Annotated in this window: 24 protein-coding genes, 1 pseudogene and 1 riboswitch; of the genes and pseudogenes, 17 read left to right on the top strand and 8 right to left on the bottom strand. The window is 74.9% G+C overall.

Annotation, left to right across the window (positions count from 1 at the left end; all coding sequences use genetic code 11):
* Positions 1 to 177: 177 nt before the first annotated feature.
* The 3 genes from V6V16_RS25415 to V6V16_RS25405 all read left to right on the top strand — a co-directional run bounded on the left by V6V16_RS25415 (position 178) and on the right by V6V16_RS25405 (position 2979).
* The gene (locus tag V6V16_RS25415; RefSeq protein ID WP_334565991.1) at positions 178 to 1602 is read left to right on the top strand and encodes a M16 family metallopeptidase; all 1425 of its coding nucleotides are present in this window, start codon (positions 178 to 180) and stop codon (positions 1600 to 1602) included.
* 72 nt (positions 1603 to 1674) lie between these two features.
* Positions 1675 to 2448, top strand: a complete 774-nt coding sequence (dapB, locus tag V6V16_RS25410) for a 4-hydroxy-tetrahydrodipicolinate reductase (protein WP_334565989.1) — start codon at positions 1675 to 1677, stop codon at positions 2446 to 2448.
* Between the two features lie 48 nt (positions 2449 to 2496).
* Positions 2497 to 2979 carry a GNAT family N-acetyltransferase gene (locus tag V6V16_RS25405; protein WP_334565987.1) on the top strand — a complete coding sequence of 161 codons (483 nt, stop codon included), beginning with the start codon at positions 2497 to 2499 and terminating at the stop codon, positions 2977 to 2979.
* A 53-nt stretch (positions 2980 to 3032) separates the two neighbouring features.
* Here the strand turns inward: V6V16_RS25405 and V6V16_RS25400 are convergent, their stop codons facing one another.
* Both V6V16_RS25400 and V6V16_RS25395 read right to left on the bottom strand, forming a co-directional pair.
* Positions 3033 to 3413 (bottom strand): VOC family protein, encoded by a 381-nt coding sequence (locus V6V16_RS25400; RefSeq protein ID WP_334565984.1) that lies wholly within the window; start codon positions 3411 to 3413, stop codon positions 3033 to 3035.
* A 117-nt stretch (positions 3414 to 3530) separates the two neighbouring features.
* Entirely contained in the window at positions 3531 to 4169 is a 639-nt protein-coding gene (locus V6V16_RS25395; protein ID WP_334565982.1) for a GNAT family N-acetyltransferase, read from the bottom strand.
* 35 nt (positions 4170 to 4204) lie between these two features.
* On the opposite strand from V6V16_RS25395, the gene V6V16_RS25390 reads away from it, so the two are divergent.
* The gene (locus tag V6V16_RS25390) at positions 4205 to 5512 is read left to right on the top strand and encodes a glycosyltransferase family 87 protein (RefSeq protein WP_442934153.1); all 1308 of its coding nucleotides are present in this window, start codon (positions 4205 to 4207) and stop codon (positions 5510 to 5512) included.
* On the opposite strand, the gene V6V16_RS25385 is transcribed toward V6V16_RS25390, so the two are convergent.
* Positions 5411 to 5962: a GNAT family N-acetyltransferase gene (locus tag V6V16_RS25385; RefSeq protein ID WP_334565979.1), complete on the bottom strand. Its 552-nt coding sequence runs from the start codon at positions 5960 to 5962 to the stop codon at positions 5411 to 5413. The genes V6V16_RS25390 and V6V16_RS25385 overlap by 102 nt on opposite strands.
* A gap of 78 nt (positions 5963 to 6040) precedes the next feature.
* On the opposite strand from V6V16_RS25385, the gene V6V16_RS25380 reads away from it, so the two are divergent.
* The 5 genes from V6V16_RS25380 to V6V16_RS25360 all read left to right on the top strand — a co-directional run bounded on the left by V6V16_RS25380 (position 6041) and on the right by V6V16_RS25360 (position 11483).
* Positions 6041 to 7270, top strand: coding sequence for a winged helix-turn-helix domain-containing protein (locus V6V16_RS25380; RefSeq protein WP_334565976.1), 1230 nt, complete (start codon positions 6041 to 6043; stop codon positions 7268 to 7270).
* Positions 7267 to 7887: a DUF2752 domain-containing protein gene (locus V6V16_RS25375; RefSeq protein ID WP_442934152.1), complete on the top strand. Its 621-nt coding sequence runs from the start codon at positions 7267 to 7269 to the stop codon at positions 7885 to 7887. The genes V6V16_RS25380 and V6V16_RS25375 overlap by 4 nt, the downstream gene beginning before the upstream one ends.
* Before the next feature lie 137 nt (positions 7888 to 8024).
* Positions 8025 to 8762 carry an FAD-dependent thymidylate synthase gene (gene thyX / locus V6V16_RS25370; RefSeq protein WP_334565994.1) on the top strand — a complete coding sequence of 246 codons (738 nt, stop codon included), beginning with the start codon at positions 8025 to 8027 and terminating at the stop codon, positions 8760 to 8762.
* Positions 8763 to 8815: 53 nt separating this feature from the next.
* Complete coding sequence (gene dapA / locus V6V16_RS25365; protein WP_334565972.1) at positions 8816 to 9742, top strand: 4-hydroxy-tetrahydrodipicolinate synthase; 927 nt, start codon at positions 8816 to 8818, stop codon at positions 9740 to 9742.
* A gap of 52 nt (positions 9743 to 9794) precedes the next feature.
* Complete coding sequence (locus V6V16_RS25360) at positions 9795 to 11483, top strand: ribonuclease J (protein WP_334565971.1); 1689 nt, start codon at positions 9795 to 9797, stop codon at positions 11481 to 11483.
* A gap of 84 nt (positions 11484 to 11567) precedes the next feature.
* Here the strand turns inward: V6V16_RS25360 and V6V16_RS25355 are convergent, their stop codons facing one another.
* From V6V16_RS25355 to V6V16_RS25345, 3 genes are all read right to left on the bottom strand, one after another.
* Positions 11568 to 12398 (bottom strand): isocitrate lyase/PEP mutase family protein, encoded by an 831-nt coding sequence (locus V6V16_RS25355; RefSeq protein ID WP_334565970.1) that lies wholly within the window; start codon positions 12396 to 12398, stop codon positions 11568 to 11570.
* A 76-nt stretch (positions 12399 to 12474) separates the two neighbouring features.
* Positions 12475 to 14130 carry a YbjN domain-containing protein gene (locus V6V16_RS25350; RefSeq protein WP_334565968.1) on the bottom strand — a complete coding sequence of 552 codons (1656 nt, stop codon included), beginning with the start codon at positions 14128 to 14130 and terminating at the stop codon, positions 12475 to 12477.
* Positions 14127 to 14606 (bottom strand): YbjN domain-containing protein, encoded by a 480-nt coding sequence (locus V6V16_RS25345; protein ID WP_334565966.1) that lies wholly within the window; start codon positions 14604 to 14606, stop codon positions 14127 to 14129. The genes V6V16_RS25350 and V6V16_RS25345 overlap by 4 nt, the downstream gene beginning before the upstream one ends.
* Before the next feature lie 113 nt (positions 14607 to 14719).
* Here V6V16_RS25345 and V6V16_RS25340 point away from each other — a divergent pair, with 113 nt between their 5' ends.
* Positions 14720 to 17167, top strand: a complete 2448-nt coding sequence (locus tag V6V16_RS25340) for an FtsK/SpoIIIE family DNA translocase (protein WP_334565965.1) — start codon at positions 14720 to 14722, stop codon at positions 17165 to 17167.
* Positions 17168 to 17401: 234 nt separating this feature from the next.
* On the opposite strand, the gene V6V16_RS25335 is transcribed toward V6V16_RS25340, so the two are convergent.
* Both V6V16_RS25335 and V6V16_RS25330 read right to left on the bottom strand, forming a co-directional pair.
* Positions 17402 to 17647: a hypothetical protein gene (locus tag V6V16_RS25335; protein WP_334565962.1), complete on the bottom strand. Its 246-nt coding sequence runs from the start codon at positions 17645 to 17647 to the stop codon at positions 17402 to 17404.
* A gap of 88 nt (positions 17648 to 17735) precedes the next feature.
* A complete protein-coding gene (locus tag V6V16_RS25330) occupies positions 17736 to 18050 on the bottom strand; it encodes a DMT family transporter (protein ID WP_334565960.1) in 315 nt (104 codons plus the stop codon).
* Between the two features lie 57 nt (positions 18051 to 18107).
* Positions 18108 to 18171: riboswitch (guanidine-III (ykkC-III) riboswitch) on the bottom strand.
* An 88-nt stretch (positions 18172 to 18259) separates the two neighbouring features.
* Between V6V16_RS25330 and V6V16_RS25325 the strand changes: the two genes are divergently transcribed.
* The 7 genes and pseudogenes from V6V16_RS25325 to V6V16_RS25295 form a co-directional block, all read left to right on the top strand.
* Positions 18260 to 19183: an ornithine cyclodeaminase family protein gene (locus V6V16_RS25325; RefSeq protein WP_334565959.1), complete on the top strand. Its 924-nt coding sequence runs from the start codon at positions 18260 to 18262 to the stop codon at positions 19181 to 19183.
* A 349-nt stretch (positions 19184 to 19532) separates the two neighbouring features.
* Positions 19533 to 21023, top strand: coding sequence for a 30S ribosomal protein S12 methylthiotransferase RimO (gene rimO, locus V6V16_RS25320; protein ID WP_334565992.1), 1491 nt, complete (start codon positions 19533 to 19535; stop codon positions 21021 to 21023).
* A 77-nt stretch (positions 21024 to 21100) separates the two neighbouring features.
* The gene (gene pgsA / locus V6V16_RS25315; protein WP_334565957.1) at positions 21101 to 21694 is read left to right on the top strand and encodes a CDP-diacylglycerol--glycerol-3-phosphate 3-phosphatidyltransferase; all 594 of its coding nucleotides are present in this window, start codon (positions 21101 to 21103) and stop codon (positions 21692 to 21694) included.
* Positions 21695 to 21775: 81 nt separating this feature from the next.
* On the top strand, positions 21776 to 22333 hold the full coding sequence (locus V6V16_RS25310) for a CinA family protein (protein WP_334565955.1): 558 nt from the start codon (positions 21776 to 21778) through the stop codon (positions 22331 to 22333).
* 144 nt (positions 22334 to 22477) lie between these two features.
* Positions 22478 to 22915 carry a helix-turn-helix domain-containing protein gene (locus V6V16_RS25305; RefSeq protein ID WP_334565953.1) on the top strand — a complete coding sequence of 146 codons (438 nt, stop codon included), beginning with the start codon at positions 22478 to 22480 and terminating at the stop codon, positions 22913 to 22915.
* A 204-nt stretch (positions 22916 to 23119) separates the two neighbouring features.
* Positions 23120 to 23992: a PspA/IM30 family protein gene (locus V6V16_RS25300; protein ID WP_334565951.1), complete on the top strand. Its 873-nt coding sequence runs from the start codon at positions 23120 to 23122 to the stop codon at positions 23990 to 23992.
* Between the two features lie 23 nt (positions 23993 to 24015).
* Positions 24016 to 24288: pseudogene (locus V6V16_RS25295) on the top strand (phage shock envelope stress response protein PspM); the annotation flags it as partial.

Below are 24288 nucleotides of genomic sequence, written 5' to 3'. Positions count from 1 at the left end.
GGCCTCCGACTTGCCGTGGCCCCGGCGGCGGCGAGCGCGCGCCGGGTGGCGGCGAGCGCGGCCCGAGCGCGGGCGGCGAGGGTGGCGAGGGCGGCGAGCGTCCGCGCCGCCGCACCCGGCACAGCTGACGCCACGCACCATCGCACCACCCACCCCTCGTCGATCTGGGAGCAACACGTGAGTCGGGCCGTCAGCGCGCCGTTTCCGCCGGATCGACGGGGGGTGGCGTCGTTCCCGGGCCCCGCGGGGGTCTCCTTCCGCGGCACCGGGGCGGCCCGCTCCGGCGGCGCCGCCCGGGCGGTGACCCGCACCATCAGCGACGACCCGCTGGGCGGCACGGTACGACGTACCGTGCTGCCCAGCGGGCTGCGCGTGCTCACCGAGGCGATCCCCGCGATGCGCAGCGTCTCGTTCGGCGTCTGGGTCGCGGTCGGCTCCCGGGACGAGACCGGCCCGCAGGCCGGCGCCGCGCACTTCCTGGAGCACCTGCTCTTCAAGGGCACCCACAAGCGCAGCGCGCTGGACATCTCCTCCGAGATCGAGGCGGTGGGCGGCGAGACCAACGCCTTCACCACCAAGGAATACACCTGCTACTACGCCCGCGTGCTGGACGAGGACCTGCCGCTGGCCATCGACGTGATGTGCGACCTGGTCGCCGACTCGGTGCTGGAACCGGCCGACGTGGAGACCGAGCGGGGCGTGATCCTCGAAGAGATCGCCATGCACGACGACGAGCCCGGCGACGAGGTGCACGACCTCTTCGCGCGGGCCGTCTACGGCGACCACCCGCTGGGCCGGCTGATCTCCGGCACGGAGGAGACCGTCACGCCGATGACCCGGCGGCAGATCCAGGGCTTCTACCGCCGCCGCTACACCGCCCCGCAGATCGTCGTCGCCGCCGCCGGCAACCTGGACCACGCCGCGGTGGTCAGGCTGGTCCGCCAGGCGCTGCGCGGCACCCCGCTGGACACCGACCCGGCGACGCCCGCGCCGCACCGGTCCGCCACCCCGGCCGTACGCACGAAGCCCGCCACCACCCTGGTGGAGCCGAAGGAGACCGAGCAGGCGCACGTCATCCTCGGCTGCCCCGGCATCGACCGGCTCGACGAGCGGCGCTTCGCCCTCGGCGTGCTGAACAACATCCTCGGCGGCGGCATGTCGAGCCGGCTGTTCCAGGAGATCCGGGAGCGGCGCGGGCTCGCCTACTCGGTCTACTCCTACGCCAGCCAGTACGCCGACAGCGGCCTCTTCGCCGTCTACGCGGGCTGCGCCCCCGGCAAGGTCGACGAGGTGCTGGAGCTGACCCGGGCGGAACTCGCCCGGGTGGCCGCCGACGGCCTGACCGAGGCCGAGGTGGCCCGGGGCAAGGGGATGAGCAAGGGCTCGTTCGTGCTGGGCCTGGAGGACACCGGCTCGCGGATGAGCCGGCTCGCCAAGGGTGAGCTGCTCTACGGCGACCTGATGCCCGTCGACGAGCTGCTCGGCCGCGTCGACGCGGTCACCGTGCGGGACGTCAACGTCCTCGCCGCCGAGCTGCTCAGCCGGCCGATGTCGCTGGCGGTGGTCGGCCCGTTCGGCGCGGGCGACTTCGCGGCCCGCTGACCGGTCCCGTACGCCCGCGTCGGCGCCGGTCCGGCGGGATGCGCGCGTCCCGATTGGGATAGGTTGTGCCCCGTGACTGACGATCAGGGGAAGGGCGCGGGCGAGCCGATCCGCGTCGGCGTGCTGGGCGCCCGGGGGCGGATGGGCGTCGAGGTCTGCAAGGCCGTGGACGCCGCCGCCGACATGGAGCTGGTGGCCATGGTCGACCAGGGCGACGGTCTCTTCGCCGCGGCCGACGCCGGCGCTGAGGTGGTCGTGGACTTCACCACCCCCGACGTCGTCATGGACCACCTCCGCTGGTGCGTCGACCAGGGCATCAGCGCGGTGGTCGGCACCACCGGCTTCACCGAGCAGCGGCTGGAGCAGGTACGCGGCTGGCTGGCCGGCAAGCCCGGGGTGGGCGTGGTCGTCGCCCCCAACTTCGGCATCGGCGCGGTGCTGATGATGCAGTTCGCGGCCCGCGCCGCCCGGCACTTCGAGTCGGTCGAGATCGTCGAGCAGCACCACCCCCGCAAGCTGGACGCCCCCAGCGGCACCGCCACGCACACCGCGCGGCTGGTCGCGGCCGCCCGCGCCGAGGCCGGGCTCGGCCCGGTGCCGGACGCGACGAAGGACGAGGTCGCCGGCGCGCGGGGCGCCGACATCGACGGGGTACGCGTGCACGCCGTACGCGCCACCGGCCTCGTCGCCCACCAGGAGGTGCTCTTCGGCACGGTGGGGGAGACGCTGACCATCCGGCACGACTCGTACGACCGGGTCTCGTTCATGCCCGGCGTGCTGCTGGCCGTCCGGGCGGTCCGCGACCGGCCCGGGCTGACCGTCGGTCTGGACGCGCTGCTCGACTGACGCGCGAACCCCCTCGCGGCGGCGTCGGGTCGCCCCTAGGCTGCCCGGGTGATCGATTCTGGACTCTCCGACCGGGCCGGGCGCCGGGTCACCCTGCGCCCGGTGGACGACGACAACTGGCGGGCGGTGGCGGACATCGCCCCGCGCGACGACCAGCGCGGCTGGGTGGCGGCGCTGGCCGCCCGCTACCTGGTGCTGACGATGCGCTCGGACGTGTGGACCTCGCTCGCCGTGTACGCGGACGAGAGCGTGGTCGGGCACGTCATGTGGGGCGTCGACGACGACCGGTCCCGCTGGATCGGCGGCATGGTGATCGACGCGGCCGAGCAGGACCGCGGCGTCGGCCGGGCGGCGCTGCGGACCCTGGCCGGCTGGCTGGGCGGGCAGGACGGCGGCCACCCCGTCCGGCTCTCCTACCACCCCGACAACGCCTCGGCCGCCCGCCTCTACACGAGCCTCGGCTTCGCCCCCACCGGGGCCATGGAGGACGACGAACTGGTCGCCGAACTCCTTCCGTCCGCGCGTCCCTGACCGCCCGCCGGGGGGAGGCTGCCCCGGCGGGACGCCCGCCGCGAAGGCGGGAGTCAGCCCTCCTGGAGCACCGAGAGGATGTTGCCGGCCGGGTCGGTGAACCACGCGATCGTCGGCCCGTTGCCGCGCATGACACCCTTCTCGTCCTGGGGCATCCCCGGGTAGTGCGCGAACCGCACCCCGCGCGCGGTCAGCTCGTCGACGGCCCGGTCGAGGTCGTCGACGGGGAAGTTGAGCACCGTGTAGGCCGCGGGGGTGTGGTCCTCCTTCGGGTAGACCATGACGTCCCGGTCCCCGGCGAGGTGCAGCGTCAGCAGGCCGCCCATGGCGTCGTCCCGCGACACCCGCAGCCCGAGCGTGTCGGCGTAGAACCGCTCGGCCCGGCCGGGGTCGTCGACCGAGAAACTGCTCCAGGCCCTCGTCTGCGTGAACATGCCCGCCGCCTCCCTCTCGTGGACGCCGTCACCGCGGCCATGAGGTCACCGTAGGCGACGCCCCCGACAGTGTCCGGCGGAACACCGGCACCTCCGGAACCGGGACCGCCGGAGCCGTCAGGCCCCGGGCGCCGGCTCCTGCGGCAGCTCCGGCAGCGTCGCCTGGGCGGGCGTCGCGTCGGCCGGGTCGGGCTCCGTGGGCACCGCCACGTGCAGGCGCACCTGCGGGACGAGCATGTCCTCCACGTCGAGGGCGCGGGCCGCGCCGTCGGTCTCCCAACCGGTGCTGGTGAGGAACTTCCGGGTCGCCGCGTCGTCGTCGAAGGCCCAGGCCAGCGCGTGGGTGAAGCCGTCGGCCCGCCACAGGTCCACGGTCGCGGCGAGCAGCCGGCTGCCGTGCCCCCGCCGACCCCAGCGCGGCTCCACCAGCAGGTCCGTCACCGCCGCGACGCCCGGCCCGAGGGCCTCCGCCGGCTCGCCCGGCGCGAGCGCCTCGGCGTCGGCCGGACCGGAGGCGGCGAACCCCACCAGATACGATTGCTCGGCCTGTTCGACGGCGACCAGCACCCGGTGGGCGCCGGAGGGCGGCTCCTGCACGGCCGCGCTCCACCGCCGGGCGAGCCACGCCTCGTCCAGGTTGTCGAGCACATGCCGGGGCAGGATCCGACGATAGGCGACCCGCCAGGTCGTGAGTTGGATGCGTGCGATCTCGCCGGCGTCTTCCGGACGCGCCGGGCGGACGTACCCGAGAGCCATGGGACGGAAGCCTACGCAGGGTGGGGGAGACGATGGTGGCGCAGGGTGCCGGAAGGACGATCGGGCAGGTCGCCGGGATCGCCGGGCTCGCCGTCGCGGTCACCCTCTTCCTCTCCGTGGCCGCCGTCCGGCACGGCTTCTTCGACCTCAAGGTCTACTACGGCGCGCTGACCTGGTGGGTGCACGACGGCGGGGAGATCTACGACTTCCTCAAGCCAGGCACCCAGTACGGCTTCACCTATCCGCCCTTCGCGGCCCTGGTCATGCTGCCGATGGCGTACCTGCCGTGGTGGGCGGCGATCTCGGTCAGCGTGGCCGCCAGCGTGCTGGTCACCGCCGTGCTGTTCTGGTGGCTGGTCGACCCGATCTCCCGCCGGTCGGGCTGGACCCGCTGGTTCGCCCTCGCCGTGGCGCTCTGCCTGGCCGCCGCGTACGAGCCGATGCGCGAGACGGTCAACTTCGGCCAGGTCAACATGCTGCTGCTCTTCCTGGTCGCGGTCGACCTGCTCCGGCTGCTGCCGGCCGGCAACAGGTGGGCCGGCGTGGGCATCGGGCTGGCCACCGCGATCAAGCTGACCCCGGGCATCTTCATCGTCTACCTGCTGGTCACCCGCCGCTGGCGGGCCGCGGTCACCTCGATGGCCACCGCGGCCGGCGTGACGCTGCTCGCCGCCGCGCTCTTCCCCGACGCCTCGCGGGAGTTCTGGACCGAGGCGCTGTGGAACACCGGCCGGGTGGGTGAGCTGGCGTTCGTCTCCAACCAGTCGCTGCGCGGGGTGGTCGCCCGGCTGAACCCGGAACACCCGAGCACACTGGCCTGGCTGGCCCTGGCGGTCGCCGCGCTGGCGCTCTGGGCGTGGCGGTCGCGCGCCGCCGTGGCCGTCGGCGACGAGGCGACCGGCCTGGCGTTGACCGGCGCCGTGATGTGCCTGGTCAGCCCGGTCACCTGGGTGCACCACCTGGTCTGGTTGCTGCCCGCCCTGATCCTGCTGGTGGACAACGCGATGGCCGCGCCCGCCGGCGGCCGCCGGCGCCGCGTCCTGCTGGGCGCCGCGATCGTCGGGTACGGCCTCCTGATCAGCCGCATCGTCTGGGCCTGGGAGAAGGACTTCACCGGGCTGGACGGCTTCCTCGGCAGCAACACCTACGTCTGGATCAGCCTGGCGCTGCTGGCGTTCCTGCCCCTCCGTCGCCACGGCGACGCGGGCCGCACCAGCCCCCGCCGGGCGGCCCCGGCCGGGTCAGCCGTCGAGGCGCCCGGCGTACCGCAGCTCGATCAGCCCGACCGGCGGGCGCCCGCCCGCCAACGGGACCGGATAGGTCGACCGCTCACCGTCGGGTGACAGCCCGGCCCGCTCGTAGAACCGGCGGGCCCGGTGGTTCTCCTCCAGCACCCAGAGCCGGTAGTCGGACCAGCCCCGCCGCACCAGGCCGGCGCGGGCCGCCGCCAGCAGCGCCGGGGCCGTGCCGTCCCCCCAGCGCGCCGGCTCGACGTACATGGCCACCACCTCGCCGTACGCGGGGTCGAGGTCGTCGCGGTCCTGGTCGTTACGGTACGGGCCGAAGGTGGTGAACCCGGCGACCGCCCCGTCGATCTCGGCGAGCAGGGTGGTGAAGGGGTGTTCCGGGTCGGCGGTGCCGAGGTCCCGGCGGCGCTGCGCCCAGGCCGCGACGTTGAGCCGCCGCAGCACCTCCTCGGGCATGATCCCCGCGTAACCGGCCTGCCAGCCGTGGATGTGCACCCGGGCGACCGCCTCGGCGTCGTCAGGCTCCTCGCGGCGGATCGTGAGCATGCGTCCGTTCTATGCCTCGACGGGCGATCCGTCCAGCCTCCGCACCCGTGTCGTACCGGTGAACTAGGGTGCCGGACGATGGCCGCACCGGAATCGCTCTCGCTCGCCCAGGCACGTCGGGTGGCGCTGGCCGCCCAGGGCTTCGCCGACCCCGCGCCCACCGGCGTGCCCACCCGCCGCCACCTGCGCCGGGTGCTCGGCCGGGTCGGGTTGTTCCAGATGGATTCGGTCAACGTGCTGCAACGTGCCCACTACCTGCCGCTCTACAGCCGCCTCGGGCCCTACCCGACCTCGTTGCTCGACGACGCGGCCTACCGCCGCGACCGCGAGCTCTTCGAATACTGGGGGCACGAGGCGTCGCTGGTGCCCGTCGGGCTGCACCCGGCGCTGCGCTGGCGGATGGCCCGGGCCCGCTCGGACGCCTGGGGCGGGATGCGGCGCATCGCCCAGGAGCAGCCCGCCCTGGTCGCCTGGGTACGCGACGAGGTGGCCGCCCGGGGGCCGCTCACCGCCGCCGAGATCGAGCACGACGCGCCCCGGGAGACCGGCAACTGGGGGTGGAACTGGTCGGCGGTGAAGCGGGCGCTGGAGTTCCTCTTCTGGGCCGGGGAGGTGGCCGCCGCCGAGCGCACCACCTCCTTCGCCCGCCGCTACGACCTGCCGGAACGGGTGCTGCCGGCCGCCGTGCTGGACGCGCCCACGCCGACGGACGCCGACGCCTACCGCGCGCTGGTGGCGATCGCGGCGCGCTGCCTCGGGGTGGCCGCGGAGCCGGAGCTGCGGGACTACTTCCGGCTGCCGCCGGCCGGCACCCGGCGGGCCATCGCCGAGCTGGTCGAGGCGGGCGAGCTGCTGCCGGTCGCCGTGCAGGGCTGGGGACGGGCCGCCTGGCTGCACGCCGGGGCCCGGCTGCCCCGCTGGGTCCGCGGCAACACCCTGGTCAGCCCGTTCGACCCGCTGGTCTGGGAGCGGGCCCGCACCGAGCGGCTCTTCGACTTCAGCTACCGCATCGAGATCTACGTGCCGGCGCCGCAGCGGGTCTACGGCTACTACGTGCTGCCCTTCCTCCAGGGGGAGCGGTTCACCGCCCGGGTCGACCTCAAGGCCGACCGCAAGGCCGGCGTGCTGCTGGTGCCGGCCGCCTGGCGTGAGCCGGGCGCCGACCCCGGCGAGACGGCGCTGGCGCTCGCCGCCGAGCTGCACCGTCTCGCCGGCTGGCTGGGCCTGACCGCGGTGGCCCCGCCCGCCGGCGGCGACCTGGCCGCCCCGCTCGCCGCCGCCCTGGCGGGCGTGGCCGGTGTACGGTGAGCGACGTGACGAGCGTTGACGGACCGGCCTCCCCGCCGCCTCCGCAGACCGGCGGGCTCGACGCCCCGCCGCAGGCGGGCCCGGCGGCACCGGTCGGCGGATGGCCCACGGACCAGGCGCCGGCCCACCCGGGCTCGCCCTACCCCGGCTCGCCCTACCCGGTGGCCGAGCCGGACCGGCTCACCCGCTTCGTCGTGCGCCTCTACGACCGCTCGCCGCGCTGGGCGGTGCCGCTGGCCGCGCTCGGCTGCGTCGCTGCCGGCATCGGCTACACGCTGCTCAGCGACCCCACCCGCTCGGCGCCGGACGCCGCGCCCACCTGCCTGCTCAAGCTCACCACGGGGCTGGACTGCCCGGGCTGCGGCGGAACCCGCGCTCTCTGGTACGTGCTGCACGCCGACCTGCCGGCCGCCGCCCGGCACCACTTCCTCTTCGTCTTCGCGCTGCCCTTCCTGGCCTACCTCTTCGTCGCCTGGGCGGGGCGGCAGGCGTTCGGCTGGCGCCTGCCCGAACTGCGGGTCAGCTCCCGGACGATCGGCGTCTTCCTGGCCGCCTGGCTGGCCTTCACGATCCTGCGCAACCTGCCCTGGGCGCCCTTCACCTCCCTCTACGTCTGAGCGAAGCGGTCGCCTGCCCGCGTCGTCGGTCCGCCGTCCGCCGGGTGCCGGCCGGGTCCGGGTGACCGACATTGCACCCGGCGGGTCCGGCTTGGGCGGGCCGGGCCGACGCCACTACAGTCCCAGGAATGCCGGAGATGGTGCAGCCCCAGGTCAAGCTCGTCGCGTGGACCCACTTCGAGGCCCCCGACGACGTGCCGTGGTCGACCGACGCCGAGGGTGGACAGGCCCTCGCCGAGTTCGCCGGCCGGGCGTGCTACCAGAGCTGGAAGAAGCCGAACCCGGCCACCGCCACCAACGCGGGCTACCTCGCGCACATCCTGGAGGTGGGGCACCTCTCGGTGCTGGAGCACGGCTCCGTCAGCTTCTACTTCAGCGGGGTGTCCCGCTCGTTCACCCACGAGCTGATCCGGCACCGGCACTTCTCCTACTCCCAGCTCTCGCAGCGGTACGTGCCGGAGCGCGACGCGGCGATGGTCGAGCCCTCGGTGATCGCCGACGACCCGGAGCTGCACAAGAAGTTCGTGGAGGCGGCAGAGGCGAGCGTGCGGGCGTACAACGAGCTGCTGGAGGGACTGGAGCGGCGCTTCGCGGACGTGGAGAACGCCACGCTGCGGCGCAAGCAGGCCCGCCAGGCGGCCCGCGCGGTGCTGCCCAACGCCACCGAGACCCGGATCGTGGTCACCGGCAACTACCGGGCCTGGCGGCACTTCATCAAGATGCGGGCGACCGAGCACGCCGACGTGGAGATCCGGGAGCTGGCGGTCCAGTGCCTGCGGCAGTTGAGGGAAGTGGCCCCGAACGTCTTCGCCGACTTCGTCGTCTCGACCCTGCCCGACGGCACCGAGGTGGCGGCCACCCCGCACGCCGAGTGAGTCTCGGGGGCTTCCCCGGCGGGGTGCCCGTGGTCGTCCGCTAGGTTGGTGGCATGACGCACGACCACCCCGACACCCCCGCCCGGGCGGTGTCCCGCCCCTTCGGGCGAGTGCTCACCGCCATGGTGACCCCGTTCACCGCCGACGGCTCGCTCGACCTCGACGGTGCCGCGCGGCTCGCCAGCCACCTGGTCGACGAGCAGGGCAACGACGCGCTGGTGGTCAACGGCACCACCGGCGAGTCGCCGACCACGACGGACGCGGAGAAGGAACGGTTGATCCGGGCCGTGGTGGAGGCGGTCGGCGACCGCGCCAAGGTCGTGGCCGGGGTCGGCACCAACGACACCCGGCACACCATCGAGCTCTCCGCGGCCGCCGAGAAGGCCGGCGCGCACGGCCTGCTCGTGGTCACCCCGTACTACAACAAGCCGCCGCAGAGCGGCCTGCTGCGGCACTTCACCGCCGTCGCGGACGCCACCGGCGTGCCGGTGATGCTCTACGACATCCCGCACCGCTCCGGCGTGCCGATCGCCAGCGAGACGCTGGTGCGCCTGGCCGAGCACGGGCGGATCGTCGCGGTGAAGGACGCCAAGGGCGACCTGACCGCGACCGGGTGGGTCACCAGCCGGACGAACCTCGCCTTCTACAGCGGCGAGGACTCGCTCACCCTGCCCTCGCTCGCCGTGGGCGCCGTCGGGGTGGTCGGCACCTCGACCCACTTCACCGGCGCGCTCACCAAGCAGATGATCGAGGCGTACGACGCGGGGGACACCGCGGCCGCGCTGAGCCTGCACCGGCGGCTGCTGCCGCTGTTCACGGGCATCTTCCGTACCCAGGGCGTGATCCTGGTGAAGGCGGGCCTGGCGGCCGCCGGGAAGCCCGCAGGGCCGGTGCGCCCGCCGCTCGTCGACGCGACCGAGAACGAGATCGCCCAGCTCCGCGCGGACTGCGCGGCGGCGGGCCTGGAGCTGCCCGAATGACCGAACGACACGACGGACGCCGGGTTACGGCGTCGCAGAATGAGGTGGACGCGTGACCGAGGCGCACATCGAGGCGGAAGTGCCCCCGCCGCTGCCGGAGGGCGGGCTGCGGATCATCCCGCTCGGCGGGCTCGGCGCCATCGGCCGCAACATGACCGTCTTCGAGTACGACGGCAAGCTGCTGGTGGTCGACTGCGGGGTGCTCTTCCCCGACGTGGAGCAGCCCGGGGTGGACCTGATCCTGCCGGACTTCGCTCCGATCCTGGACCGGCTGGCCGACGTCCAGGCGATCGTGCTGACCCACGGCCACGAGGACCACATCGGCGCGGTGCCGTACCTGCTCGCGCACAAGCCCGACATCCCGCTGGTCGGCTCCCAGTTCACGCTCGCCCTGGTCGAGGCGAAGCTCGCCGAGCGGCGGATCCAGCCCTACACCCTGACCGTGCGGGAGGGCGGCCGGGAGCGGCTGGGCCCGTTCGAGTGCGAGTTCTTCGCGGTCAACCACTCGATCCCCGACGCGCTCGCGGTGGCCATCCGCACCCCCGCCGGCCTGGTCCTGCACACCGGCGACTTCAAGATGGACCAGCTCCCGCTGGACGGCCGGATCACCGACCTGGCCGGGTTCGCCCGGCTCGGCGCCGAGGGCGTGGACCTGCTGCTCTCGGACTCCACGAACGCCGAGATCCCGGGCTTCGTGACCCCGGAACGGGAGATCGGGCCGGTGCTCGACTCGATCTTCGCCAAGGCCAAGGGTCGGATCATCGTCGCGTCGTTCGCGTCGCACGTGCACCGGGTGCAGCAGGTCTTCGACTCCGCCGCCGAGCACGGCCGCAAGGTCGCCCTGATCGGCCGCTCCATGGTCCGTAACATGGGCATCGCCCGCGACCTGGGGCTGCTCAACATCCCGGCCGGGCTGGTCGTCGGGCTGGAGGACGCGACCACCATGCCGCCCGAGCAGATCGTGCTGATGTCCACCGGCTCGCAGGGCGAGCCGATGAGCGCCCTGGGCCGGATGGCCAGCGGCGACCACCGGCACATCACCATCGCCCCCGGCGACACGGTGGTGCTCGCGTCCTCGCTGGTGCCCGGCAACGAGACCTCGGTCTACCGGGTGATCAACCGGCTGGCCCGGGCCGGTGCCGTGGTGGTGCACAAGGACGTGGCCAAGGTGCACGTCTCCGGTCACGCGCCCGCCGGTGAGCTGCTCTACCTGCTCAACGTGGTCCGGCCGAGCAACCTGATGCCGGTGCACGGCGAGTGGCGGCACCTGCGCGCGCACGCCCGGCTCGGCATCGAGTCCGGCGTGGCCCCCGACCGGGTGGTGCTCTGCGAGGACGGCGACGTCGTCGACCTCGTGGAGGGCCGGGCCAGCCTGGTCGGTCACGTGAAGAGCCGCTACGTCTACGTCGACGGTCTCGCCGTCGGCGACGTCAGCGAGTCGCTGCTCACCGAACGCCGGATCCTCGGCGACGGCGGGTTCATCGCCACCACCGTCGTGGTCGACTCGGTGACCGGCAAGGTGGTAGGCGGCCCGACCCTGTCGGCGAAGGGCTTCTCCGAGGACCCGGAGGCGTTCAGCCCGGTGATCCCGCTGGTCACCGAGGCCCTGAACCGGGCGGCGTCCGACGGCATCACCGACCCGCACCAGCTCCAGCAGATCGTCCGGCGCACCGTGGGACGGTGGGTGAACGACGCGTACCGGCGCCGGCCCATGATCGTTCCGACGGTCGTCGAGGTCTGACCCGCGCCGCGGCGACGCCCGCCCGCACCCCGTGTGCCGGCGGGCGTCGTCGCGTCCGGGCGGGCCCGGCGCCGACCGGCCGGCTCAGGCCAGCAGCGCGTTCAACTCGTCGTACCCGATCGCGCCGGCCAGCGAGTCGTACGACCCGGAGCGCAGCGCCTCCGTGGCGGCCCGGCGGACCAGCCCGTACGCGGCCGCGGCGAGCGCCGAACCGAGGCTGACCCGGGCCACCCCCGTCGCCGCCAGCGCGGCGACGGGGAGCCCACCCGGCCCGGTGAGCACGTTGACCGGCCCGTCGATCCCGGCGACCAGCGCGCCGATGGTCTCGGCGTCGACCACACCCGGCACGAAGATCCCGTCCGCGCCCGCCGCCCGGTACGCGCCGGCGCGGCGCAGCGTCTCCGCCAGGCGGTCGGCCGGGTCGCCCACCGCCCGCAGGAACACGTCGGTGCGGGCGTTGACGAAGAGCCGCACCCCCGCCGCGTCCGCGGCCTCCCGGGCGGCCCGGATCCGGGCGCACTGCTCGTCGAGCGGGCGCAGCGGGGACGCCCCGGCCGTCGCGGCGTCCTCGATGTTCACGCCGACCGCGCCGGCGGCCAGCACGCCGGTCACGGTGCGGCCGACGCCGGCCGGGTCGGCGCCGTACCCGCTCTCGATGTCCGCGGTGACCGGGATGACGACGGCGGCGCAGACGCGGGCGACCACCGCCAGGGCGCGCTCCCGGTCCAGTCCGTCGACGTCCGGGGCGCCCAGGCTCCACGAGACGCCGGCGCTGGTGGTGGCGACGGCAGCCGCGCCGCAGTCGGCCACGATCCGGGCGCTCGCCACGTCCCAGGCGTTGGGCAGGACGAGCGGGGAACCGGGGCGGTGCAGGGAGTGCAGGAGCTCGGCGGCGTGCTGCTGGTCAGTCGTCATGAAGGCCAGTCCACCAGGGCCGGGGGAGATCGTCCGGCGGGTTTCGGACCTCGTCCGTGGGAGGCCGCCCGGCCGGTCAGGGCAGGGCGGCCACCGCCTCGGCGTACGCGACGCCGGTGTCCACGGCCGCGTCGAGCAGGACCGCCAGCTGGGCGGGGGCCACCCCGTGCGCCAGGTCGGTGGCGATGTCACCGGCCAGCACCAGCTCGCCCCCCTGCTCGTGCACGTACGCCTTCGGCAGCAGCCGGTCGTGGTTCCAGGCGTTGCAGAAGGCGTACGCCTCGGCGAGCCGGTCGGCCGGCAGTCGGCGGCCGGCGACGGACCGGGCCTGGAGGATCTCGCCCCGCTCGCCGGCCCGCCGGAACTGGACCAGCGCCTCGCCCCAGCGGCCCAGCACGGCGCCGTCGGCGTCCACGGCGTAGCGGTCCCCGCGCCGGTCCAGCGAGGCGGTGATCATCGCCAGGCTCAGCGGACGCGGCTGCCCGTCGGCCGTGGCGCCCTCGTCGGGCGGCTCGTCGGCGTCCTCCTCCGGCGCGTCGTCGGGCGGCAGGGGCACGGGCGCGGCGACGGGCCGCTCGGCCAGCCAGGAGGCGATCCGGCCGGACTGGTGGCCCGTGCCGTTGCGGGCGTCGAAGCTGCCGGCGAGCGCGGTGGCCACCCCGAGCAGGGTGGCCCCGAGCGTCGCCACGTCGAGCTCGGCGGCCGGCCGCACGCCGTACGCGGCCCGGCGTACCGTGCGCCCGCCGAGGCCCGCCTCGACGGCGAGGGCGCAGACCAGCGCCCCGGCGGCGGCGAACTCCATCGCGGACAACTCGTCGTGCGGCCGGTCCAGCCGGGGCAGCTGCTCGGCCAGGACGTCCAGGCCCCGGGCGGGGTGCCCGGCCAGCGCGCACCACCGCAGGTGCGCCGCGAGGTACGGGAAAGCGGAGCGCTCCCCCCGGTGCCGCCGGTACGCCCGCACGTGCGCCTCGGCCGCCCGCTCCGGCTCCCCGGCGCGCAGCCAGGGCAGCAGCCCGGCGACCAGCGTCCGCTCCGGCTGCTCGGTGCAGTCGACCGGCCGGGCCGGGGCGTCCCGCAGGACGTCCAGCGCGGCCCGGTGCTCGCCCCATCCGGTCAGCAGTTCCGCCCGGCGGGCCGGTGCGCAGGCCGGGCAGGCGCCGCCGCCCGGGCCCGCGTCGGCCGCCGGCCAGCGGCCGTACCACCGTCGGGCGGTCGGCTCGTCGCCGAGGTGGTCGGCGACGCGGCAGCGCAGCTCGGCGACCATCGCCGGGTCGTCGTCGGCGCGCGCGGCGAGATCGTCCAGCATCGAGCGGGCCTGGTCCAGGCCGACCCGGGGCGAGCCGAGCAGGGCCTCCACCGCGTGGCGCTGGTAGCGCCGCAGCGGCTCGGCCCGATCGTCCGCCAGCAGTTCCGGGCGGCGGTCGACGGCGGCGAGGCAGCGGCGCACCGGCTCCACCAGCCGCCACCGTTCCCCGTGCAGCAGGCACGCCTCGATCAACGCGAACCGGGCCGCCAGCGCCGTCGGGTCGTCACCCGTCGCGTCGGCGTGCGCGGCGATGCGCTCCAGCTCCCTGCCGCGGGCCTCGCCGTCGGGGGTGTCGCGGGCGTCGGCGAGTGCCTCGGCCAGCGCCGGGTCGGGGCGCCGGCCGCCGCGCCGCAGCCCGCTCCACCAGCCGGGCAGCCCGAACGGGTCCAACCCGCGGCCGGCCAGCTCCCCACCCGGGCCCGTCACGCCACCACCCCGCCCGGCAGCCGGGCCACCTCGCCGGCGAGCTGACAGCCGGTGGCGATGCCGCAGTCGAGCAACTGGTCGAGCTGGTGCCGGGTGACGCCGCGTTCCAGGTCGGTGATGACCTCGCCGCAGACCCGCGCCCGTCCGTCGTCCTCGACGTGCACGAAGGCCTTCGGCCAGAGCCGGTCGTGGTTCCACGAGTTGCAGAAGGCGTGCAGCGCCGGCACGTACTCGATCGGGAACGTCGGCGCGGTCAGGGTGCGCACCTGGAGCAGCTCCCCGGCGGTGCCGGGGCGCAGGAACCAGATCAGGCTGTCGTCCCAGCGACCGACCAGGTCGCCGTCGGCGTCGGCCCGCACCTGGTAGCCGCGGCTGCGCAGCACGGCGGCGACCAGCTCGCCGGTCAGCCGTTCCAGCGCCTCCGGGTGCCCGGTGCGGGGACCCTCCGGACCGTCCTCGAATCCCGGCGACGCCATGGGGGCAGCCCTCCTGAGGCAGATATCACGTGACGCGGCGGGCCCGCGCCGCGACACGCGGACAGGACCCGGAAAGGCGGCGATCTGCCGGGTCACGCCATTAGGTTGATGCTATGGCGGGCCGTACCTCTCAGGCGAGCCGGCGACGCGGCGCGTCGCCGCGTGGCACCACGAACAGTCGCGCCCGCCAGCCGGCGAAGAAGAACGCCCGCGCGGCGCCCCGGCGCCGGACGGCGGCCCGGCCGGCGCGTGGGCTCTTCGTCGGGCAGGCGGTCCGCGGGCTGTGGATGGGGCTGGCGCACGGCGTCGGCTGGGCGTTCCGGCAGGCCGGCTCGGCCCGGGGGCTCGACCCGGAGCAGCGCCGCGACGGCGCGGGACTGCTCGTCTTCGGCCTCGCCCTGCTCAGCGCGGTGGCCCTCTGGTTCTCCGGCGCCGGCCCGGTCGGGGCGCGGCTGGCCGACACCTTCCGGCTCTTCCTCGGCGCGATCTCGGTCGTGGTGCCGGTGCTGCTGATGATCGGCGCCTGGCGGCTGATGCGCGAGCCCGTCGATCCGGAGCATCGCGGCCGGGGCCTGGTGGGCTGGACCTCGATGCTGGTCGCCACCGCGGCGATGCTGCACATCGGCCAGGACCCGGGCGACGCGGGCCAGCGCGACTTCGCCGGCGGCCTGGTCGGCGCCGCCGTCGGCAGCCTGATGGAGCGCGCGGTCACCGCCTGGGTGGCGGTGCCCCTGCTGGTCCTGCTGCTGGTCTTCGGCCTGCTGGTGGTCACCGCGACCCCGATCAACAAGGTCCCGGAGCGGCTCGGCCTGCTCTTCGGCACCCGGGTGGTGGTGCCGGTCGGCGAGGAGGCGGACGAGGCGGCCGCCCGGCCGGCCCCGCGCAAGCGCCCGGCGAAGCGGGCCGCCCCGCCGCCGCTGGATCCGGAGGAGTTCGACGACGACCTCGACGGGGTGAACATGCAGGACACCCTCGTGCTGCCCCGCAAGCCCCCGGGCCGGGTTCCGGCCAGCCGCAAGCCGGCCGAGCCGCCGGAGCACTCGCCCGCCCCGACCAGGGCCGAGCAGCTCGCGTTGACGGGCCTGGCCGGCGACTACACCCTGCCGCCGGCGAACATGCTCAGCGGCGGCGCGGCCCCCAAGTCCCGCAGCAAGGCGAACGACGAGGTGATCGTCGCGCTCACCGGCGTCTTCGAGCAGTTCGGCGTGGACGCCGCCGTCACCGGCTTCACCCGGGGCCCGACCGTCACCCGCTACGAGGTCGAGCTGGGCCCGGGCGTCAAGGTCGAGCGGATCACCCAGCTCTCCCGCAACATCGCGTACGCGGTGAAGTCGCCGGACGTGCGGATCCTCAGCCCGATCCCCGGCAAGAGCGCGGTCGGCGTGGAGATCCCGAACACCGACCCGGAGAACGTGGCCCTCGGCGACGTGCTGCGCTCGCGGGCGGCCACCAGCGACCACCACCCGATGGTGGTGGCGCTCGGCAAGGACATCGAGGGCGGCTTCGTGGTGGCCAACCTCGCCAAGATGCCGCACATCCTGATCGCCGGCGCGACCGGCGCGGGCAAGTCGTCCTGCCTGAACTCGCTGCTGGTCTCGATCCTCACCCGGGCCACCCCCGACGAGGTCCGGCTGCTGCTGATCGACCCGAAGCGGGTCGAGATGACCGGCTACGAGGGCATCCCGCACCTGGTCACCCCGATCGTGACCAACGCCAAGAAGGCGGCCGACTCGCTGGAGTGGGTCGTACGCGAGATGGACATGCGCTACGACGACCTCGCGGCGAACGGGGTCCGGCACATCGACGACTTCAACCGCAAGGTGCGCAACGGCGAGATCAAGGCCCCGCCGGGCAGCGAGCGGGAGATGCGCCCGTACCCGTACCTGCTGGTGATCGTGGACGAGCTGGCCGACCTGATGATGGTCGCCCCGCGCGACGTGGAGGACTCGGTCGTCCGGATCACCCAGCTCGCCCGGGCGGCCGGCATCCACCTGGTCCTGGCCACCCAGCGCCCGTCGGTCGACGTGGTCACCGGCCTGATCAAGGCGAACGTGCCGTCCCGGCTTGCGTTCGCGACCTCCTCGCTGGCCGACTCGCGGGTCATCCTCGACCAGCCGGGCGCGGAGAAGCTGCTCGGCCGCGGCGACGGCCTGTTCCTGCCGATGGGCGCCTCGAAGCCGGTCCGGATCCAGGGCGCCTGGGTGACCGAGCGCGAGATCGCCGACGTGGTGAAGTTCTGCAAGGACCAGCGCGAGCCGGAGTTCCGCCCGGACGTGCTCGCCGCGCCCGACAGCGGCAAGAAGAAGATCGACGAGGACATCGGCGACGACCTCGACCTGCTGGTGCAGGCGGTCGAGCTGGTGGTCACCTCGCAGTTCGGCTCGACCTCGATGCTGCAGCGCAAGCTGCGGGTCGGCTTCGCCAAGGCGGGGCGGCTGATGGACCTCATGGAGACCCGGGGAGTGGTCGGCCCCTCGGAGGGCTCCAAGGCGCGCGACGTACTGGTCAAGCCGGACGAGCTGGAGGAGGTCCTGGTCGGCCTGCGCGGCGGCGATGAGTGAGACCGGCCGGCCCCCGCTGGCGCGGCCCTTCGGCGAGCGGGGGCGGTGGTCCGCGCCCCCCACGGCAACCGGGTGATCGTCGCCGACCGGGGCTGAGGCCTCAGCCGGCGCTGCGGGAGCCGGTGGTCGGATCCCGACGGGCGACCCGGCCGGGGCCACGACCGAGCCCGGCGCAGACGCGCGACGGGCCCGCCGGCACGGCCGGCGGGCCCGGTCTCCGCCGGGGGAGCGGGGTCAGTTGTTGACGATCGCGCTGATGATCAGCAGGCTGACGATGATGGCGGCCACGTTCGCGGCGGCGGCGTACCAGCCGAGCGGCTTGTCGCCGAGGACGGCGCCGACGATGCCCAGGACCAGCCCGATCACGCCGAAGATGAGCGGGTTGAGCAGGAGCGCCAGGACCGCGAAGACGAAGCCGAGGATCGTGCAGACGCGGGCGGCGTTGCTGCGCGGACGGGCGGTCGGGTGCGTGTCGGCCATTGTCTGCCTCCGTGGGTGAGAGCCTTTCGGTGCCAGGCAGGCTCTACCCACTGTGGCCGTCCGCCACGCCTCGCCCAGCGGGGGGCGGTCAGTGGAAGAACTTGAGCCCGACGACGCCGGCGATCACCAGGAAGAGGGAGGCGATCCGGGGCAGGCTCGCCGGCTCGCCCAGCGCGAACATCCCGACCAGGGCGGTGCCGACCGCCCCGATGCCGACCCAGACGACGTAGCCGGTGCCCACCGGGATCTCGCGCAGCGCGTACGCCAGGCCGGCCATACTGAGCACGAGGGTCACCACGAAGACGAGCGACGGGACCAGCCGCGTGAAGCCGGCACTGCGGTCGAGGGCGATCGCCCACGCGGTTTCGAGGAGTCCGGAGATCACCAGCACGAGCCAGGCCACGGTGTCACCTCTGCGGTAGTGCCCGGACCGCCGGGGCCGGGACGAGTCGGCATGTCACGTGGGGCGTCTTGGCCTGACCGGGTACGCCCGCACTCGTCCGGGGCGGCCGTGGCCGCCACGACCGACCCTAGCACCGGCGGGGCAGGCCCCGGGTGATCCGGTTCACCGGCGGTTGACCTGAACCTCGCTTCAACTTGCACCATCGAGGTATGCCGCTGATCCTCTCCGATCCCGAGGTGGCCGCCGCGCTGGACGCCGCCACCACCGTGGCCGCGATGCGCGACGCCCTGCTCGCCGCGCACACCGGCCGCCTGGTGGCCCCGCCCCGGACCGCGGCGCCGCTGGCCGGCGGGCGGCTGGTGCTCACCGCCGGTCACCTCACCGGCGAGTGGTACGGCTTCCGCTCGTACGACACGTTCGGGCACCCGGCGAGCGAGCAGGTGGTGGTGCTGCACGACGGGCGCACCGGGGCGGTCCGGGCGGTGGCGGTCGGGGCGGAGCTGGGCTCCCGACGCACCGGCGGGCTCGGCGCGGTCGCGGTGGACGCCCTGGCCCGGCCGGACGCCGCCACGCTGGGGGTGGTCGGCTCGGGCGGGCAGGCGTGGACCCAGGTCTGGGCCGCCGCGGCCGTCCGCCCGCTGCGGGAGGTGACCGTGCACAGCCGCTCGGCGGCCCGGCGGGAGGCGTTCGCCGCCCGGGTCCGCGCCGAGTTGGGCGTACCGGCGCGGGCGGTGGACTCGGCGCGTGCCGCCGTCCGGGACCGCGACGTCGTGGTGCTCGCCACCACCGCCGTCACCCCCGTGCTCGACGCCGCGGACCTGGCCCCCGGCACGCACGTCAACGCGGTCGGCTTCAAGCAGGCCGACCGGCACGAGTTCGGCACCGACCTGCTGGACGCCGCCGACCTGCTGGTCACCGACTCGCCGGCCCAGGCCGCCGCGTACGACCCGCCGATGCTGGCGACGCTGCCCCCGTACGCCGGGCGCCTGCGCGACCTGGGCGCGGTGCTGGCCGGCGCGGCCCCCGGCCGCAGCGGCGCGGATGAGGTGACGCTCTTCTGCGCGACCGGCCTGGCCGGCACGGAGGTCTTCCTGCTCGACCGGCTGGTCCGGGTCGCCGCCGCGACGGTCTGAGCCGGCTCGCGACGGCGGGGGAGTGTGAGCCCGCCGATGCGGGCGGCCCGCCGTTGACGGCCGCCACCGGCGCGCCCGGTACCCTCGGATGGTGTCTGCCACCTCCCCCTCCGACAACTCCGGCTCGGCGCGTCTGGCGCCGCGCCACGACCTCGAGCCGTCGTCCGACAACTCCGGCTCGGCGCGTCTGGCGCCGCGCCACGACCTCGAGCCGTCGTCCGACAACTCCGGCTCGGCGCGTCTGGCGCCGCGCCACGACCTCGAGCCGTCGTCCGACAACTCCGGCTCGGCGCGTCTGGCGCCGCGCCACGACCTCGAGCCGTCGTCCGACAACTCCGGCTCGGCGCGGCTGGAGCCGTCGTCCTCCGCCGAGGGCCGTCGCGTCGCCCTGCTGACCCTGGGCTGCGCCCGCAACGAGGTCGACTCGGAGGAGCTGGCCGCCCGGCTGCACGCCGAGGGCTGGCAGGTCACCACCGACGGCGAGGGCGCCGACGTGGTGGTCGTGAACACGTGCGGCTTCGTGGAGAAGGCGAAGCAGGACTCCATCCAGACCCTGCTGGCCGCCGCCGACACCGGCGCCAGGGTGGTCGCCGCCGGCTGCATGGCCGAGCGGTACGGCCGCGAGCTGGCCGACAGCCTGCCCGAGGCGCAGGCCGTGCTGAGCTTCGACGACTACCCGGACATCGCCGCCCGACTGGACGCGGTGGTCGCCGGCGAGCGGATCGGCGCGCACACCCCGCGCGACCGGCGCCAGCTGCTGCCGCTCACGCCGGTCGAGCGCCGGGACAGCGCGGTGTCACTGCCCGGCCACGGCACCCCGCTGCGGAGCGTCACCGAGACCGACGAGCACACCCCGGCGCACCTGCGCCAGGTGCTGCGCCGCCGCCTCGACACCGGCCCGGTCGCCTCGCTCAAGCTCGCCAGCGGCTGCGACCGGCGCTGCGCGTTCTGCGCCATCCCCGCCTTCCGCGGCGCCTTCGTCTCCCGTACGCCCGACGAGCTGCTCGCCGAGGCCGAGTGGCTGGCCAAGACCGGCGTACGCGAGCTGGTGCTGGTCAGCGAGAACTCGACCTCCTACGGCAAGGACCTGGGCGACCCCCGGGCTCTGGAGAAGCTGCTGCCGCAGCTCGCCGCGATCGACGGCGTCGTCCGGGTGCGGGCGAGCTACCTCCAGCCGGCCGAGACCCGGCCCGGCCTGGTCGAGGCGATCGCCACCACGCCCGGGGTGGCGCCCTACTTCGACCTGTCGTTCCAGCACTCCAGCGAGCCGGTGCTGCGCCGGATGCGCCGTTTCGGCTCCACCGACCGCTTCCTGGAGCTGCTGGCCGGCGCCCGCGCCCTGGCCCCCGCGGCGGGCGCCCGGAGCAACTTCATCGTCGGCTTCCCCGGCGAGACCCGCGCCGACTTCGACGAGCTGGTGCGCTTCCTGAGCGAGGCGCGGCTCGACGCGATCGGCGTCTTCGACTACAGCGACGAGGACGGCACCGAGGCCGCCGGCCTCTCGGGCAAGGTCTCCGCCGCGACGGTGAAGCGCCGCTACGACCGGCTCAGCGCGCTCGCCGACGAGCTCTGCTCCCAGCGCGCCGAGGAGCGCCTGGGCAGCACGGTCGAGGTGCTGGTCGACTCGGTCGACGACGGCGTGGTCGAGGGGCGGGCGGCCCACCAGGCCCCCGAGGTCGACGGCTCGACCACCCTCGTCGCCCCCGTCGCCGGCGGGGTGGACCTGGCCGCGCTGCGCCCGGGCGACCTGGTGCGGGCGACGGTCACGGACACCGAAGGGGTGGACCTGGTCGCGGTCCCGGATGAGATGATCTCGGCTGCGCCCGGCGCAACACGGTGACGGCGGGCCCGGACGGAGCGGGGGAGCCACGTGGTGGGGTGTCGGGTACGCCACGGGGGCCCGAGCGGGGTCCGGCGGTGACCGGGACGACGGATCCGACGCCCGCGCCGGTGGTGGCCCGGGTGCCCGTGCTGAACGCGGCCAACGCGCTCACCGCCCTGCGGCTGGCCCTGGTGCCGGTCTTCGGGGCGTCCGTCGTCATCTCGGCGATGACCCACGCCGGCTGGCAGATGGTCGCCTGCCTGATCTTCGCCGTCGCCTCGGCGACCGACCTGGTCGACGGCTGGATCGCCCGCCGGTTCGCCCTGGTCACCTCGGTGGGCAAGGTCGCCGACCCGATCGCCGACAAGGCGCTCACCGGCGCCGCGCTGCTGCTGCTCAGCTGGTACGACCGGTTGCCGTGGTGGGTGACGACCGTGATCCTCGTCCGCGAGCTGGGCATCACCGGGCTGCGGTTCTGGGTGATCCGGCACGGCGTGATCGCGGCCAGCCGGGGCGGCAAGATCAAGACCGCGCTCCAGATCCTGGCCATCACCTGGTATCTGTGGCCGATGCCGGACGCGCTCGCCGCCGTCGGCCCCTGGATCATGGCCGCCGCCGTCGGCGTCACGGTGGTCACCGGCTTCGACTACGTCGCCCAGGCCCTCCGGCTGCGCCGCCCCGCCGCCTGAACACCCCCGGCAAGCCCGCCCGCGCCCGCCCCGGCCCGGGAGGATGAGTAGGTCCGGCGGGGCGGGGAAAGGAACCGGGTCATGGAGAGGGACGCTGAGGGATCGCGGCCGGTGGGAAGCCCGGCGGCCGGCGTGGTGCACAGCCTTTCGGAGCGGCACGAGACCCTGGCCACCGTCGAGTCGCTCACGGGCGGCCTGCTGGCGGCGGCGATCGTGGAGATCGCGGGGGTCAGCGGGGTCTACCGGGGCGGCCTGGTGGTCTATGCCACCGAGCTGAAGGCGCAGCTCGCCGGCGTACCGGAGGATCTGCTGGCCGACCGGGGACCGGTCGACCCGGACGTGGCGATCGCCCTCGCGGAGGGCGGGCGGCGACGCTGCGGGGCCGACTGGGGCCTGGCCACGACGGGGGTGGCCGGCCCGCAACCGCAGGACGACAAGCCGGTCGGGCTGGTCTACGTGGCGGTGGCCGGGCCGTCGGGCACCGACGTCCGGCGGCTCGACCTGGACGGCGGCCGGGACCACGTGCGCTCCGCCGCGGTCATCGAGGCACTGCGACTGCTCGCCGAGCGGATCCACGATCCGGCCGCCGACGGGACGGACGGCGGGCGGATCGACACCGCCGGCGCGGGGCGCCGGTGAGCGGTCTCCCGCGATCCGAGGGCCGGGGTGGTATGTCGCCGGGGCCGGCAGCGGGTACGGTTGCGGGAAGGCTCCGGCGAGCGGGCCGGCACGCAGTGCCGGGCGGCCGCGTGGGCGAGTGGTGTCCCTCAGGGGGAGGTGCGGATGGTCCTGCTACGCCGAGTGATCGGTGACGCACTGCGGGCGCGCCGGCAGGGGCAGCACCGCACCCTGCGGGAGGTCTCCTCCGCCGCCAACGTCAGCCTCGGCTACCTCTCCGAGATCGAGCGCGGCCAGAAGGAGCCGTCCAGCGAGCTGCTGGCGGCGATCTGCGACGCGCTCGGGGCGCGCCTGTCCGAGCTGCTGCGCGAGGTCAGCGACACCGTCGCCCTCGCCGAGCAGATGCCCGGCGTGCTGGTGCCCGTGCAGGACGAGCCGGTCGACGCCGCCGTGGCCGTACGCAGGAGCGCGGGCCGGGGCGTGCACCAGGTCAGCTCCGACGGCAAGGTCGCCGTCCAGGTCCGTCAGGATTCGCCGCTCAAGGCCACCCTGCGCAGCACCCGGGTCCGGGGCAGCGAGCGCGACGTGGTCTGCGCCGCCTGATCCACCCCTCTTCGCGTCACGTGGTCGGCCTCGACCACGCCGCGTACGCTTGATCGCGGACGGCGTCGGCGCTCGCTTCGCTCGCTGGTCCGGATGCCCCGGTGGCGTCGGGCTGGGACGATGGAGCCACTGCCGCGCCGGAGCCGGCCGGGCGCACCCGGCGCGGTCGAGGCGGAGCGACGCTACTGAGGGGACAACGCGAAGATGGCTAGCCCGTTCGTCAAGGGTTGGAAGTACCTGATGGCGCTCTTCGGTTCCAAGATCGACGAGCACGCCGATCCGAAGGTGCAGATCCAGCAGGCCATCGAGGAGGCTCAGCGCCAGCACCAGGCGCTCGTCCAGCAGGCCGCCGCCGTGATCGGCAACCAGCGGCAGCTGGAGATGAAGCTGTCGCGCCAGATGACCGAGGTCGAGCGGTTGCAGGCCAACGCCCGCCAGGCCCTGGTCCTCGCCGACCAGGCCCGCGCCCGGGGCGACGAGACCGAGGCCACCCGCTACGAGCAGTCGGCGCAGACCCTGGCCACCCAGCTGGTCTCCGCCGAGCAGGCCACGGAGGACCTGAAGACGCTGCACGACCAGGCGCTCGGTGCCGCCGCCCAGGCCCGCCGCGCGGTCGAGAACAACTCGATGATCCTCCAGCAGAAGCTCGCCGAGCGCGCCAAGCTGCTCAGCCAGCTGGAGCAGGCCAAGATGCAGGAGAGCGTGGCCCGCTCCCTGGAGTCGATGTCGGCGCTGACCGCGCCCGCGAACACGCCCTCGCTGGACGAGGTGCGCGACCGGATCGAGCAGCGGTACGCCACGGCGATGGGCCGCGCCGAGCTGGCCGGCAACTCCGTCGAGGGCCGGATGCTGGAGATCCAGAAGGCGACCCTCGACTCGGCCGGCTCGTCCCGGCTGGAGCAGATCCGGGCGAGCATGGCCGGCGAGCAGCTCGGCGGCAAGCAGGAGCGACCGGCGGTCGAGCAGACCCGGCCCGCCGCGCCGGCCGCCGACCCGGCCGCCGCGGCCCGGCTGGACGAGATCCGGGCCAGCATGGGCCGGGAACGCGGCACCGGGGACACCACGGCCGCCGGCTGAGCGGCGGGGGCGAGGAGGCAGAGGTGGCAGACGAGCGCACGCGGTACTTCCGGCGGCTGAGCGGGCTGCGGCGGTCCGCCCGCCGGTGGAGCGTCACCGCCGGTGGGCTGGGCGGCGCAGCCGCCGTGCTCACCCCGTACGCCGGGCTCGGGCTGCCCGACGCGGCCTGGGCGGCCGGTGCGGGCGGGGCGCTGGTGCTCGCGGCCTGGCGCTGGGTCGACCTGCGGGCGCTGGCCGCCCGGCCGGCGCCGCCGCCGCTCGACCCGGCCGAGGCCGCCGCGCGGAAGTCGGAGGCC

It is taken from the genome of Micromonospora sp. CPCC 205561 (assembly GCF_036906775.1).
Classification (GTDB): domain Bacteria; phylum Actinomycetota; class Actinomycetes; order Mycobacteriales; family Micromonosporaceae; genus Micromonospora.
Note: the sequence above shows the minus strand (reverse complement) of the source record. Positions and strands in the feature narration are given on the sequence as shown.

What these genes read in the sequence shown, in the direction of transcription:
- V6V16_RS25300 (WP_334565951.1), top strand. Translation starts at nt 23,120, where the DNA reads ATGGCTAGCCCGTTCGTCAAGGGTTGGAAGTACCTGATGGCGCTCTTC.
- V6V16_RS25310 (WP_334565955.1), top strand. Translation starts at nt 21,776, where the DNA reads ATGGAGAGGGACGCTGAGGGATCGCGGCCGGTGGGAAGCCCGGCGGCC.
- V6V16_RS25305 (WP_334565953.1), top strand. Translation starts at nt 22,478, where the DNA reads ATGGTCCTGCTACGCCGAGTGATCGGTGACGCACTGCGGGCGCGCCGG.
- V6V16_RS25400 (WP_334565984.1), bottom strand. Translation starts at nt 3,413, where the DNA reads ATGTTCACGCAGACGAGGGCCTGGAGCAGTTTCTCGGTCGACGACCCC.
- V6V16_RS25340 (WP_334565965.1), top strand. Translation starts at nt 14,720, where the DNA reads ATGGCGGGCCGTACCTCTCAGGCGAGCCGGCGACGCGGCGCGTCGCCG.
- V6V16_RS25335 (WP_334565962.1), bottom strand. Translation starts at nt 17,647, where the DNA reads ATGGCCGACACGCACCCGACCGCCCGTCCGCGCAGCAACGCCGCCCGC.
- V6V16_RS25380 (WP_334565976.1), top strand. Translation starts at nt 6,041, where the DNA reads ATGGCCGCACCGGAATCGCTCTCGCTCGCCCAGGCACGTCGGGTGGCG.
- dapA (WP_334565972.1), top strand. Translation starts at nt 8,816, where the DNA reads ATGACGCACGACCACCCCGACACCCCCGCCCGGGCGGTGTCCCGCCCC.
- V6V16_RS25385 (WP_334565979.1), bottom strand. Translation starts at nt 5,962, where the DNA reads ATGCTCACGATCCGCCGCGAGGAGCCTGACGACGCCGAGGCGGTCGCC.
- thyX (WP_334565994.1), top strand. Translation starts at nt 8,025, where the DNA reads ATGGTGCAGCCCCAGGTCAAGCTCGTCGCGTGGACCCACTTCGAGGCC.
- V6V16_RS25395 (WP_334565982.1), bottom strand. Translation starts at nt 4,169, where the DNA reads ATGGCTCTCGGGTACGTCCGCCCGGCGCGTCCGGAAGACGCCGGCGAG.
- V6V16_RS25345 (WP_334565966.1), bottom strand. Translation starts at nt 14,606, where the DNA reads ATGGCGTCGCCGGGATTCGAGGACGGTCCGGAGGGTCCCCGCACCGGG.
- V6V16_RS25355 (WP_334565970.1), bottom strand. Translation starts at nt 12,398, where the DNA reads ATGACGACTGACCAGCAGCACGCCGCCGAGCTCCTGCACTCCCTGCAC.
- V6V16_RS25325 (WP_334565959.1), top strand. Translation starts at nt 18,260, where the DNA reads ATGCCGCTGATCCTCTCCGATCCCGAGGTGGCCGCCGCGCTGGACGCC.